This is a genomic window from Falsihalocynthiibacter sp. CO-5D18 (assembly GCF_041205445.1).
Lineage (GTDB): Bacteria > Pseudomonadota > Alphaproteobacteria > Rhodobacterales > Rhodobacteraceae > Falsihalocynthiibacter > Falsihalocynthiibacter arcticus.
Genome location: NZ_JBGFCF010000003.1, coordinates 301,926 through 314,842 on the forward strand (window position 1 = coordinate 301,926; position 12,917 = coordinate 314,842).

Consider the following 12,917-nt stretch of genomic DNA (forward strand, 5'->3'; position numbering starts at 1 on the left):
GTCTTATCCAATCGCGTGACGGTGGGCGGCGGAATAGCGGCCGGTAACATGGTGTTCAAGTTGGCGCTCAAGATCGCCCAAAAGCGAGCTGGCACCAAAGCGGAATAAATCGGGTTCCAGCCAACGGTCGCCCAACTCATCCTTGATGAGGGCGAGGTAGGTGACCGCGTCTTTGGCCTTAGAGATGCCACCTGCCGGTTTATAGCCAACGCGATAGCCCGTGCGCGCGTGATAGGCACGGATGGCGCGGATCATCACGAGGGTGACGGGGAGGGTGGCGTTTACTGGTTCTTTACCCGTTGATGTTTTGATGAAATCCGCGCCTGCCATCATGCAAACAAGGCTCGCGCGGGCGACATTGCGTAGGGTTCCAAGCTCGCCCGTTGCAAGAATTGCTTTGACGTGGGCATCGCCACAAGCTTCGCGCATAGCCCGCATTTCGTCGTAGATTGCTTGCCAGTTGCCCGTGAGTGCGTGGCGGCGGGAGATTACAATGTCGATCTCTTTTGCACCCGCTTTAACACTTTCACGAATTTCTTCTAGGCGTAGGTGGAGGGGAGATAGACCCGCAGGGAAACCTGTTGATACGGCCGCAACGGGGATACCCGTTCCTTTGAGGGCGTCGACCGCCGTTTCGACCATATCGTGATAAACGCAAACCGCGCCGGTGGTGATCGGGGGCATACCGAGCGCGTCGAGAATATCCGCGCGTACGGGATGGGCGGCCTTGGCGCACAGGCGTCGCACGCGACCCCAAGTGTCGTCGCCGGAGAGTGTTGTAAGGTCGATCAACGTAATCGCTTTGAGCATCCACGCCGCTTGATAGTCTTTTTTGACGGAGCGCCGTCCAGAAATCGAGGCAGCGCGGCGCTCAATCGCGGAGGTGTTCGCTTGCGCCGAAAGGACCCAGTCCAAATCAAGGTCCATCCCAGGATTGCGTGGCTCGTGGACTTGCGGCAATTGCGCGGTGGCAACAGCGGCGGTTTTTACCGTCGTCTTGGCTTGGTTTTCCATCAAAGAGGCTCCGGATTGATCAGGACAAAGGGTCTCATTATTCCTTCGTTATTGCAAGTTTGACCGTTTGGTCAAGGATTGGTGTGTCGGAATGGCAAAATCAGAGTGTTTTCAAGGCTCGCAAAGCAAGGTAGGTAGAAGAAAGAGAGCCTAAAACCCGCTTAGCCCACGGAGACCCCAATGAGTTTTGACCGTAATATTAAAATCGCCCCGTCCATTCTTGCCGCAGATTTCGCCAACTTTGGTGCCGAGATTTTGGCGGTTCAGGAGCAGGGGGCGGACTGGATTCATGTTGACGTCATGGACGGGCATTTTGTGCCAAATATTACGTTCGGTCCAGAGACTTGTAAAGCGATCCGTCCCCATATCAAAGGTGTGATGGACGTGCATTTGATGATTACTCCGGTCGACGCCTACATCGAAGCCTTTGCCAAATCCGGTGCCGATATTATTACCGCCCACGTCGAAGCAGGCCCTCACGCGCACCGCACAGTACAGGCGATCCGCAATGCGGGCGCCAAGGCGGGTATTGCGCTCAATCCAGCTACGCCCGTTGAAAGCATCGAGTATCTACTGGATATGATTGACCTCATTTGTGTGATGACGGTGAACCCCGGATTCGGTGGGCAGAAATTCATTCATAGCCAAATAGATAAGGTTAAAAAACTTCGTGCCATGGTTGGAGATCGTCCCATTCACATCGAAATTGATGGCGGCGTGACCCCCGAAACAGCGCCTCTTGTGACGGCTGCAGGTGCAGATGTTTTGGTCGCGGGATCGGCAGTATTCTCTGGTGGTAGTGTGCAAAACCCAGCGCCCTATGGCGAAAATATCCGTGCAATTCGGGCGGCGGCCGTGGCGGCACAGGGCTAAAGGGATGAACAGCACCATCTACCACAACCCAAAATGCAGCACGTCGCGGTTTGTTTTGGAGATTATGCAACTCGCTGGCGAAACTCCGGAGATTGTGTTGTATCAGCAAGTCGGGTGGACGGAAGATCTGTTGCGCACGATTTTGACGGACGCGAAACTCTCGGCGCGCGATATACTGCGCACCCGCAATACGCCCGCAAAAGAGCTTGGCCTCATGGACCCTGCGACACCAGACAGCGAGATTTTACGTGCGATGGTTGCGGACCCAATGTTGGTCGAGCGCCCAATCGTGCGTACCTCTGAAGGGGTCGTTCTTTGCCGCCCTAAAGAAGTGATTTTCTCGGTGCTGAACGACCAGTCTCCGCGGACCCTAATGACAGCCAAAGGCGAGAGTTTTCAAATTCCGTGGGACGAGATTTTAGAGCAAAGTTGACAGGCGCAAGGGGCAGCCCTAGGAGTCTCCGAATAAAAACAAGGGGAGAGCGGCGTGGGATTATTCGACTTAGGCGGTGTTTTGATCCCGCTGGCCTTTCTGTGGATGATCTTTACCCTTTTCCGCCAAAGCAAAAAACTTAAAGATCTCAGCGCGCGTATGGACGTTCTGGAAGCGTCAAACGCGGCCACGGACACCGCACCCAGTGAAGCGGCATTGCCGGCACCGGAAGGTTTTGTTCCCGCGTCGGCAGCAGTTGTCGAAGATGTAGCACCCACAGTCTGGCCCACGTCCTCCCTCAAAGAAGTGCAGACACCAGAACCCTCAAAAGCCTTCGTTCTGACCTCCGAAAATGCGGCGGCGGTTTCAGACTGGCTCAAAGAAAAATGGTTCCTCGCAGTTGCGGCGCTTTCGTTCGTATTGGCGGGCGTATTCTTGGTGCAATACAGTGTGGAAAACGGAATCCTGACCCCTGTTTGGCGCGTCATAGGGACCCTTACCCTAGGTGCCGCCTTGATAGCTGGGGGCGAATGGGTGCACAGACGGGCCAGTGATGAAACGGGACACGCCGCAGCACTTCCGTCGACGCTGTCGGGTGCTGGGATCGTTCTATTGTTCATCGGCGTGTTGGCGGCGCGGCAAATGTATGGCCTCATTGGCGCGGAGATGGCTTTTATTGGTCTTGTGGCCGTGTCCTGTGTGGCGCTTGTCCTTGGCTGGTTCTATGGCCCGTTTCTGTCGATTGTTGGTTTGCTCGGAGCCTCGCTGGCCCCGTTTCTTATCGGCGGGGCCAGTACGGCTCCGAATTTCTTATATGCCTATTTTGCCCTTATTTGCCTCGTCGGATTGGCGATTGATACGGTGAAACGCCGTGCGTTGGTTTCGGTTTTGTCGATAGTTGCGCCCTATTTTGCGGCAATGGTTTTGTTTCAATCGGGCACTACGGAAGGCGTTTATTTCTTGGCGTTTGCCCTGATTGTTGCCGCGGGCGCCACGGCCATCCCCGTACGAACCCTATATCCCAACCACGAAGGCACATCCGTTGGGCAGGCGGTTTGGCGTCTTGTCCGAAAGGATTTCTCGTCGTCAATGGAGACGCTGCCGACCGTTGAGTTCCCGACGCGGCTGGCGTTCGGTACGTTTGTTGCGGCCCTTGTCGTCATTCTAGCAGTTGGGGCGGATGCTCCGAATGCGACCACCGCGTGGGCGGCCATTGGCGCGGCTATGCTCCTGTTTGTGGCCACTAATTTCTGGCTCCGTGCAGCACCCGCTCTTTGGGAATTGGCGATGGGGCCTGTGGTGGTGTTTCTGGCCTTGATCACCCTTGAAGGGATCAATCGAGGGCCGTTGCTCGCGGAATTTAAAGCGGGTCTGACGCGCGCTCCAGAGACCTCCCTTCCAACAACCGTTTACGTTCTCGTCGCGCTCGGAATCGCGATGAGCTGCGTGCTTTTTTGGCTGGGGAACAACCGCAAAAATGGTCGTTTTGCCTTGAGCGTCGGTGCCGCAGTTACGGCCAATGCCACGCTTGTTGCGCTCGAAGCGTTTTGGCAACCCGTGTATGTTTTAACCGCGAACCTATGGGCCGGTATCGCGATGTTTGTCGCCGCGTTGATGGTCGGCATGGCGCATCGGGTCGCCCGCTTGGACAGCCCTGATAAACGCCGCGCGACCATCTTTGCGATGTCGGCCCTCTCCCTGATAAGCTTTGCGCTTACGATAATGTTGTCACAAGCGGCGTTGACGGTGGCCTTGAGCGTTATGGTGCTACTTGCCGCTCTTCTTGAGCGTAAATTCGACATGCGGCGGTTGGCGTATTTTGTTCAGGTCGGCACGATCGTTGTCTCTTACCGGTCCTTTGTCGACCCTGGATTTTGGTGGATTTACCGTGTTTCGACGCTGGAATTCTCTTTGGTTGCGATTGCAATTCTTGGATTGATCGCGGCGACGTTTGTCGTCCTGAGAACCCGAGACCAGAAAGGCGCGCTTCTGGTTGTGGAATCTGCGTTCTGGAGTCTTGCGGCCATGTTTGCCAGTGTCGGCCTCGCGCGTTTGGTGGATTATTTGGGCGGCGGCGATGAAATCACGGTTTCGTTGGCGGCCTTGGTGGTTTGGGTCTCGGCGGCCAATCAGTTGTACCGCGCAAAGCATGGCGCGCGCATGTTCCGGATCGTGCGGCTTGTACTTGCTTGGATCTTTGGCATTTTGGGAACAGTGTTGATGCTCGTCGAACTGATTATTTTCAATCCAGTTTGGGGCTTAGAAGCTAAGTCCGTTATCGGCCCTATCCTCCTAAACTCTTTGATCATTGGCTATGGTGGTTTGGCCTGCCTCTTTGGATTTATCGCATGGAGTATGACGCATCTGAAGCTGCGGACGCGAAAATTCTATGCAGGGCTTGCGACCCTCTATGCGGTGATTTTCGCCGCGCTTGAAATCCGCCATATCTGGTGGGGCGGCGATATGGAAGACTACCAAGGGGTGTTTGATGGGGAGTTATATAGCTATACCATCGCGATGCTTTTATCCTCGGCGGCGCTTTTATTCTATGCGTTTTCCCGTCGCAATTTGATGCTGCGGCGTTTTGCTATGATCGGCATTGGTCTCACGATTGCGAAGGTCTTTCTAATCGATATGTCAGGGCTTGCGGGCCTCATTCGGGTCGCTTCCTTCCTTGGCCTCGGGTTGTCACTTGCGGCGCTTGCGTGGATCAACGGCAACATGACGCGGCAGTGGGATCGCAGTCCAAATCAAAACGACAACAGTTAGCATTCAGATAGGGTTGTATCTCTCGCATGACGGGCCTAAAGAGCGCGGTTCCTGCGGACGATAAAGGTGCCAGACGATGAATGCTTTGGGAATTGATTTTGGGACATCCAACTCTGCGGCGGGTGTTTTGGTCAACGATAAACCTTTCTTGATTGAGGTTGAGGCGGGCGAGAAAACATTGCCAACAGCCGTGTTCTTTCCCCAGAATTCGGCGGAAATGCGGATCGGAAGTGCAGCCAACCGCGCCCTAATTCAAGGCGAAGAGGGGCGTTATATGCGCGCCCTCAAGAGCGTCCTTGGGACGTCTTTGATGCATGAAAAGCGTCGGATAATGGGCGCCGAAATGACGATCAGCGATATTATCGCGCGGTTCCTTGAGGTGTTGAAAACTCGGGCCGAGGCCCAATGTTATACGACATTTGAGCGGGCGCTTTCGGGGCGTCCCGTGCGGTTTCACTCCAAGGATGAGGGGCGCAATACGCAGGCGCTGGCCGATCTGACGGAATGCTACCTAAAGGCGGGTTTCAAAGAAGTATCCTTCATGCCGGAGCCCGAAGCCGCGGCCTTGGCCAGCCATGCGCGCCAAGATGGTAGCCTTGGATTGGTGGTTGATATTGGCGGCGGGACCTCGGATTTCACGGTGTTTCGCACGCAAGCTGGCACGCAGGAAATTTTGGCGAGCCATGGTGTGCGACTTGGAGGAACCCATTTCGATAAACGGCTCAGCGTGCGCCATGTGATGCCACTTTTGGGCAAAGATTCCTTGATTGGCAAAGAATTCGGAGAGGGCGCATTGGCCGCCCCGAGCGCGATATTTCAAGACTTGGCGACTTGGGAGAAAATCCCGTTTCTCTATACGCAACAGACACGGTTGGCGATGGCGAAGCTTGGGAAGCTGGCACTTGAACCCGTGTTGTTTTCACGCCTGCTCACGGTACTAACCGAGGAGTTGGGGCATGAGGTCGCCTTTGCTGTCGAGCGGGCTAAAATTCTGGTGAACCAAGAGGACCGCTCCGACGCGCGAATTGATATGAAAATGATTGAAGCGGGCCTCTTTGCCGTCATGTCAGACCAATCCATGGCGGACTCCCTTGCGGAATATGGCGCGGATATTCGCGATGCAGCCAAGGAAACGCTCGTGTTGGCTGGCGTGTCGGAGGCCCAAATCGAACAGGTCGTTTTTGTTGGGGGTTCAAGTCTTATGTCGATCGTGGATGACGGCATGCGGGCCGTATTTCCCGCCGCTGAGTTCATGTATTCAGAGGCCTTTACCGGTGTTGTCGACGGGCTTGCTATAGCGGCGTCCCGTCAAAGCTAAGCTGGTTAGCCAGACCGGAGGGGCAGCCGGACGAGCGAGGCAACCGCAAAAAAAATCGCGACCACACAAACGATAGTGGGGCCTGCCGGCGTGTCGTAAATCAAGGCCGCTTGTAGTCCCAACACGACGGATGCCGCGCCAATTGCTATGGCAATAAATGCCATGCTTTCGGGTGTTTTGGCAAAGGGGCGCGCGGCGGCGGCGGGCATGATGAGCATCGCTGTGACCAGTAAAACTCCGACAACCTTGATCGCAACAGCCACAACTAGTGCCAGCGCGATAGTGAGGATTAGTTGTTCGCGTTTGGGGTTGATTCCGCTGGCATAGGCCAAGCCTGGGCTTAAAGTCGAGGTGAGAAATAGAGACCAACGCCAGACCAAAAGCGCGAGGATAACGGCTGCGCCGCCCCAAATTGCGGCTAAATCCATGGTCGTTACAGCAAGGATTTCCCCAAAAAGATAGGCCATAAGATCGACCCGCACACCATCGATAAATGAGATCGCGACGAGGCCAAAAGCGAGCGCGGAGTGGGACAAAACCCCGAGGAGGGAGTCCGTTGAATGGTTGCGGCCACTGAGGGTTGAGACGAGGATTGCCATCAGGAGAGCGACGGCAAGGACGCTTGCGAAGACCGAGATGGAAAACCCGAGCGCGATTGCGACGCCGAGGATCGAGGCATGTGCAGTTGCGTCGCCAATATAGGCCATCCGCCGCCAGACAACGAAACACCCAAGTGGTGCGGCCGCAAGCACAAGACCGAGGCCGGCCAATGTGGCGCGGAGCATGAAATCATCCAGCATTTTGATTCTCGTGGCCACAGTTTGGGCCGTGTTCATGGTCGTCGTGGCTGTGGCTATGTTCGTGGCGGTACAGCGCAAGTGCGCCCCCCGTTCCGGTGCCAAAGAGCGCACGGTATTCAGGTGCCGAGGCCACGATATCGGGTGTTCCGTGGCAGCACACATGACCGTTGAGACAGACGACGCGATCGGAGGCGGCCATCACAACATGCAGGTCGTGGCTGACCATTAAAACGGCACATCCGAGTTGCGAGCGCACGTCTTCGATCTGTTGGTAAAAGGAAGCCGCTCCGGGTTGATCGAGACCCTGTGTGGCTTCGTCGAGAATAAGCAAGTTGGGTTTATGGAGCAATGCCCGCGCAAGCAGCACGCGTTGAAGTTGCCCCCCCGAGAGGTCGGCCATCGCGGTGTCGGCGATATGTCCAGCGCCGCCAGCGTCCAACGCCGCAGTGACCTCCGCAAGGGGGTGGCGTGTTGGCAAGCTGAGGAAGCGTTTCACAGAGAGCGGCAGGCTGGGATCAAGTTGGAGTTTTTGCGGGACGTAGCCGATCTTGAGGTTTCCCGCCCGCGTGATTTTTCCGTCGCTCGGGATCGCGCCAATAAGCGCCCGCAGAAGGGTGGTTTTGCCCGAACCGTTCGGTCCCACAAGAGTGACGATTTCGCCTTTTTCAATGTGAAAATCGACGGCATCCAGCGTTGTTTTTGACCCAAATTTTACCGTGAGCTTTTCTGTGGAGATCAGTTTCATACCGTGTCCGATTGGCAATTTGGGCACAGACCGAGCGCCTCAACAACGGTGCGTTCAATTTTGAAACCGAGGTCGCTTGCCTGTTCATTTAGCAGAGGGGCGCAGAAGGTTTCGACGACACCATCGCATTTTTTGCAGATTAGAAAGGCGGGCGCATGATGCTCTCCGGGATGCATACAGGCGGCAAAGGCGTTTAGGCGTTCGATCTTATGGGCAAAGCCATTGGACACCAGAAAATCAAGCGCACGATAGGCGACAGGAGGTTGGGAGCCCAAGCCTTCGGTGCGCAGATGGTCGAGAATTTCATAGGCCCCGAGAGCACGATGTTCGGTCAGTAGGATTTCCATCACGCGTCTGCGGACGGGTGTGAGTTGGAGCTTCTGCGCGCTACATTGCGCCTCAACCGACGCGATGCCGGACACGATGCAATCCTTGTGGTCGTGGTGTTCAAATCCATGGGTCGACATAAGATCTCAGTCTGTTGGGTTCCTGCTTGTAATGTTATATTATTACATATAAGTCGAGGCCAAATTTAGTTTTAGAGGAAAAAAAGTTGAAAAATCTATTACCCGTATTCGTTGCCGCCATCGTTTTTGGACAATCCGCACATGCCAAGGCGCCCAATGTCGTGGTTGATATCGCGCCGATCTATGCAATTGCCGCGCAGGTTATGGAGGGTGTTGGGACGCCCACATTGATAGTGGAACAAGCGGCCTCGCCGCATGATTTCTCATTGCGCCCGTCACATGCACGCGGACTTCAAAACGCGGACGTTGTTTTTAGTGTCAGTCCCGACCTAACGCCATGGCTTGTGAAAAGCTTGGAGACTTTGGCCAACGGGGCCGAAATTGTGTTCTTGGCAGAGGTTTCAGGGACGAATTTGTTGGAGGCACGCGAGGAGGAAGAGCACGCCGATGAGGGGGGGCATGCGCATGGTGAATTTGATCCCCATAGTTGGCTTGACCCAGAAAATGCGGTGCTCTGGGCGGGGGAAATGGCGCGTATTCTGACGAAAATTGACCCTGAAAACGGGTCGGTATACAAAGAGAATGTTGCGACTTTTGAAGCTCAGATGGCCGCGCTTGCGCAGGGTATCCAAGAGGGGTTTTCCGATCTCGGCGGAGTGGAATACTTTGTGTATCATGATGCATTTCAGTATTTTGAAAAACGATTTGATGTCCCCTCCTTTGGGGCGATAACAGATACAGAAGCTGTTGATCCAGGGCCACGCAGGCTACAAGAGGTGCGCGACAAGATCGCTCAGTCGAACGTCAAATGTTTGGCTGTTGAGCCCGGGTTTAGGTCGGGAAACCTTGACGCGATTGCCCCAAATGGTGGGCTGGACATCGTGCAAATGGATCCATTGGGGGCGACCTTGCCTTTAGACAAAAACCTATATGGCGCGACGCTCGCAAATATGGCGCAGGCGCTGGCCGCGTGCCTTAAGCGTTAAGCTCGCGGAAGCGGGCGGCGCGCCTCAACGCGCGTGCCCTAGTCCCACACGACACTATCCAAAAGAGTGCGCCGCGCGGTTTTCAGGTGGGCCGTGAACCCAATCTTTGCCGCTTCCTTGTTGCCCGAAAGGAGCGCTCGAATAACCACCAGATGCTCCTTGGCTGCCTGCATATTGCGCTCTTTCTCGTAGGTTTTATTCCACCGGTAATGAAAGTGGAAAATCAGCGAAATGAGCACATAGAAATCGGAGATGAACCGGTTGCCAAGCTTTTCTATAAGCACACGGTGGAAGCGCTCATCTAGGCGGGAAAATTTGAGGTAGTGGGTGTCGATATTCTCGAGTAAATCAACGTGAGCCACCTCAAGCGCTTGTAGCTCTGCGCGGGATTCAGCGGACATGGGAGTTTCACAAAAATTCCGCAGCGTCCGAAGCTCAAATATTTCGCGCACGTCAAACAACTCCTCGGCGAAATCACGGGTGAAGCCAAGGAGCACCCAGTGGCGATTGGGTTCTTTCTCGATCAAGCCAAAACGGGAGAAGCGGATGAGATATTCGCGGATCGCTGACGAACTAACGCCGAATTCTCTTGCCAATTCACTTTCTCGAAGGACCGACCCAGGTGCCAAATCGCCACCAAGAATATAGTCCATAAAAAGAGTGTCGACTTTTTCACTGGCCGAGCGTGTTTCCTCAATTGCGAAATAGTCGATAGGGGCGGGCATGCGAAGAACGGTTTTTAACCGGCCGTCCCAATGAATAATCTTGGTTTGATCTAAATGCTCCAAAACGACCCGAATTGTCGTGCGGCTTGTTTTAAGTTTTTTGGCAAGTTCGGTTTCTGGGGGCAGTTGGCTGGCGATATCATGGTCGCAAATATAATCCAAACATCGGTTGTAAGCTTCTTTGTAAACACTATTGCTGCGCGACACGGATGGCTCTCAATGCTGGCTACTCAGGGTGTGGTGGTATGTTTCAATCACAAATTTTTGTTGTTGGCAAAAAGTTTTCTTGGTGAAGTTGGGCGGCGAATTCCCGACCAGTTAGGACACTAGTATGGGGTGGTCAAAATTTCGAGTTATTGATTTGCATGCGCGCAGTACAGCCTCTGCAAATACTGATGGTCCTGCATCATTGACCCGAGGACTTCCCAGAAGCTATGCCACATAGGAAGGGTTGCGGCAAGTTTTTATTGCATAAAAATACATATCGGTGTTGTTCGAACATGTGCTACGAGATAGCCTTCACAAGAACGCGGCGAGAAAGCGTTGGCGAGGGGTTACTTCCAAGGTTAAAGGCCAATGATTTTGAATAAATGGGATGAAAAGAATGAATAAAGCGACCGAAACACCTATTTTTCAGTTTGGAACAAGTCGATTTTTACAAGCGCATGCGGATCTTTTTATCGACGAGGCCTTGAAGTGCGGGGAGGCTGTGGGAAAAATTTCGGTAGTGAAAACCACGGGGGATTCCTCAAGAGTGGCGCGCCTTGAGGGCTTGACCCAAGTTGATGGATATCCAGTGCGCATCAAGGGTTTGCAGGGAGGAGTTCCGATCGACAGCGAGCAACGTATTCAATCGGTTGCGCGCACATTTACGACCGCACAGAACTGGGAAGCGTTGGTGGCGTGTTTTGTTTCCGAAGCACAGTATGTCATTTCCAACACGGGGGATCGCGGGTTTGCAACGCAGCCTGCGGACGGCGGAAATACTTTTGATCAAGCGATGTCCTACCCTGCGAAATTGGAACTGCTCCTTCGGGCCCGCTTTGAGGCGTCGGCGTGGACATTGACGGTGATGCCTATGGAGTTGATCGTCAAAAACGGTGCGATTTTGAAGGCCCGCGTGCTTGAACTCGCGTCGGGGCAATCGCCGCAGTATTTGGAATGGTTAACATCAGACGTGCTTTGGATGGACTCGCTTGTGGATCGGATTGTCTCTGAGCCGCTTGAGCCCGCAGGGGCGGTAGCCGAACCCTACGCGCTTTGGGCGGTTGAATATCAGGCCGGATTTGTCGCGCCCTGCGTTCATCCGTGCATTGATATCGTTGACGATTTAGAAACTCCCGAGGCTTTGAAGCTGTTTATCCTCAATTTAGGGCACACGTATTTGGCCGACAATTGGCGTGCCGAGGAAACACCCCCAGCTTATGTCCGAGAGTATCTTGATAATGCTACTGTCTTGGCTGATCTTAACGATTTATATGAAGTTGAGGTCATTCCAGCCTTCACAGCTGCAGGCCTTGAAGAAAAAGCCCGCGCTTATGTGGAAACGACGATTGATAGGTTTCGAAACCCGTTTTTGGATCACAAGATCGCCGATATCGCGGGAAATCACGCTGAGAAAATCCAGCGCCGCATTGCAGATTTTTTAGCTTGGGCGCACAAGAACGGCGATACCAGTCTGAAGCCGCGACTAGAAAACATTGTACAAAAAGCAAAAGAGGAATCGTAATGTTCGCCAAACGTAGAGTTGGGAAAACCGAAGTCGAAACAAGTCTTGTGTCCTTTGGCACGACGGGTATTGCAAACATTTTTGTAGAGGTCACGGAGGAGGCTGCGCAGGCGGTTTTGGAGGCGGCGTGGCAAAGTGGCATTCGTTATTTTGATACCGCGCCACACTATGGCCGCGGGCGCGCAGAGGCGCGTTTAGGGGTATTTTTGGCTGCGAAATCGCGGGATGAGGTTGTTATCTCAACCAAAGTTGGGCGCGTTTTGCGGCCAGGAAAACAATTGGCCGTCGCCGAAGATTTCGTTAATCCGCTCCCGAATGACGTGCATTATGACTATTCCGCGAAGGGTTTTGAAGAGAGCCTTGTAAGCAGTATGGAGCGCCTTGGAACCGATCGGATTGATATCGTTTTCGTACACGATATCGGCGTTGTGACACATGGCGCAGGGAATGCTGCTCATATGAAAGACCTCTTGGAATCGGGTTTGCCCTATCTTGAGAGCCTTAAAGAACAGGGGAGAATCGGGGCCTATGGTCTGGGCGTGAATGAAAATGAGGTCTGTGTGGAGGTGCTAAAATCCCACCCCTTGGATGTTATTTTACTCGCTGGACGCTGGACCTTGCTAGATCGGACCGCCGAAGCCGAATTGATTCCGATGTGCCGTGAAATGGGCGTGAGCCTCGTATTGGGCGGGGTTTTCAACTCGGGTATTTTGGCGACGGGGCCGACGGAGGGCGCTCGTTTCAATTATGCTCCGGCAAGCGCCGACATTCTGGCGCAAACGCGTGCCTTGGAGGAAAAATGCGCTGCCTTTGATGTTCCACTTGCGACGGCCGCCTTGCATTTCGGGTTTTCAAAACCCGAAGCTGCGAGCGTTTTAATCGGGACGGGAAAAGTCTCCTCCCTCACGCGCAATTTGGAAGCCATCCAAGCGCCGTTCCCCGAAGCCTTGGCTAAAGAGGTTTTCTAAAACGCGCGCGGGGGATTTCTTGGTTGCCGCGCGGGGAGACTTGTATAAAACAGGGGCTTGCCAATATATCCGGTGCGTACCGGAGCTTTC

12 protein-coding genes are annotated in these 12,917 nt (G+C 54.1%); 7 read left to right on the forward strand and 5 right to left on the reverse strand.

Going from position 1 to position 12,917, the window contains the following annotated elements; translation table 11 throughout:
• Positions 1-3: 3 nt before the first annotated feature.
• Positions 4-1,014 carry a deoxyribose-phosphate aldolase gene (deoC, locus tag AB9F27_RS06250; protein ID WP_335584164.1) on the reverse strand — a complete coding sequence of 337 codons (1,011 nt, stop codon included), beginning with the start codon at positions 1,012-1,014 and terminating at the stop codon, positions 4-6.
• A 180-nt stretch (positions 1,015-1,194) separates the two neighbouring features.
• Here deoC and rpe point away from each other — a divergent pair, with 180 nt between their 5' ends.
• From rpe to AB9F27_RS06270, 4 genes are all read left to right on the forward strand, one after another.
• Complete coding sequence (rpe, locus tag AB9F27_RS06255; RefSeq protein ID WP_335584163.1) at positions 1,195-1,887, forward strand: ribulose-phosphate 3-epimerase; 693 nt, start codon at positions 1,195-1,197, stop codon at positions 1,885-1,887.
• A 4-nt stretch (positions 1,888-1,891) separates the two neighbouring features.
• On the forward strand, positions 1,892-2,320 hold the full coding sequence (locus tag AB9F27_RS06260) for an arsenate reductase family protein (RefSeq protein ID WP_335584162.1): 429 nt from the start codon (positions 1,892-1,894) through the stop codon (positions 2,318-2,320).
• A gap of 54 nt (positions 2,321-2,374) precedes the next feature.
• The gene (locus AB9F27_RS06265) at positions 2,375-5,089 is read left to right on the forward strand and encodes a DUF2339 domain-containing protein (protein WP_335584161.1); all 2,715 of its coding nucleotides are present in this window, start codon (positions 2,375-2,377) and stop codon (positions 5,087-5,089) included.
• A gap of 76 nt (positions 5,090-5,165) precedes the next feature.
• Positions 5,166-6,407, forward strand: a complete 1,242-nt coding sequence (locus tag AB9F27_RS06270) for an Hsp70 family protein (protein WP_335584160.1) — start codon at positions 5,166-5,168, stop codon at positions 6,405-6,407.
• A gap of 5 nt (positions 6,408-6,412) precedes the next feature.
• On the opposite strand, the gene AB9F27_RS06275 is transcribed toward AB9F27_RS06270, so the two are convergent.
• The 3 genes from AB9F27_RS06275 to AB9F27_RS06285 are packed head-to-tail and all read right to left on the reverse strand — an operon-like array spanning position 6,413 to position 8,419.
• On the reverse strand, positions 6,413-7,207 hold the full coding sequence (locus AB9F27_RS06275; RefSeq protein ID WP_335584159.1) for a metal ABC transporter permease: 795 nt from the start codon (positions 7,205-7,207) through the stop codon (positions 6,413-6,415).
• Positions 7,197-7,952, reverse strand: coding sequence for a metal ABC transporter ATP-binding protein (locus AB9F27_RS06280; RefSeq protein WP_335584158.1), 756 nt, complete (start codon positions 7,950-7,952; stop codon positions 7,197-7,199). The genes AB9F27_RS06275 and AB9F27_RS06280 overlap by 11 nt, the downstream gene beginning before the upstream one ends.
• The gene (locus tag AB9F27_RS06285) at positions 7,949-8,419 is read right to left on the reverse strand and encodes a Fur family transcriptional regulator (protein ID WP_335584157.1); all 471 of its coding nucleotides are present in this window, start codon (positions 8,417-8,419) and stop codon (positions 7,949-7,951) included. Before AB9F27_RS06285 ends, AB9F27_RS06280 begins: the two co-directional genes overlap by 4 nt.
• An 86-nt stretch (positions 8,420-8,505) precedes the next feature.
• On the opposite strand from AB9F27_RS06285, the gene AB9F27_RS06290 reads away from it, so the two are divergent.
• Positions 8,506-9,405 carry a metal ABC transporter solute-binding protein, Zn/Mn family gene (locus AB9F27_RS06290; protein ID WP_335584156.1) on the forward strand — a complete coding sequence of 300 codons (900 nt, stop codon included), beginning with the start codon at positions 8,506-8,508 and terminating at the stop codon, positions 9,403-9,405.
• Between the two features lie 38 nt (positions 9,406-9,443).
• On the opposite strand, the gene AB9F27_RS06295 is transcribed toward AB9F27_RS06290, so the two are convergent.
• Positions 9,444-10,337 (reverse strand): GntR family transcriptional regulator, encoded by an 894-nt coding sequence (locus AB9F27_RS06295; RefSeq protein ID WP_335584155.1) that lies wholly within the window; start codon positions 10,335-10,337, stop codon positions 9,444-9,446.
• 397 nt (positions 10,338-10,734) lie between these two features.
• Here AB9F27_RS06295 and AB9F27_RS06300 point away from each other — a divergent pair, with 397 nt between their 5' ends.
• Together AB9F27_RS06300 and AB9F27_RS06305 are read left to right on the forward strand one after the other, a co-directional pair.
• Positions 10,735-11,859, forward strand: coding sequence for a mannitol dehydrogenase family protein (locus tag AB9F27_RS06300; protein WP_335584154.1), 1,125 nt, complete (start codon positions 10,735-10,737; stop codon positions 11,857-11,859).
• On the forward strand, positions 11,859-12,827 hold the full coding sequence (locus AB9F27_RS06305; RefSeq protein ID WP_335584153.1) for an aldo/keto reductase: 969 nt from the start codon (positions 11,859-11,861) through the stop codon (positions 12,825-12,827). Before AB9F27_RS06300 ends, AB9F27_RS06305 begins: the two co-directional genes overlap by 1 nt.
• The last annotated feature ends 90 nt before the right edge of the window (positions 12,828-12,917 follow it).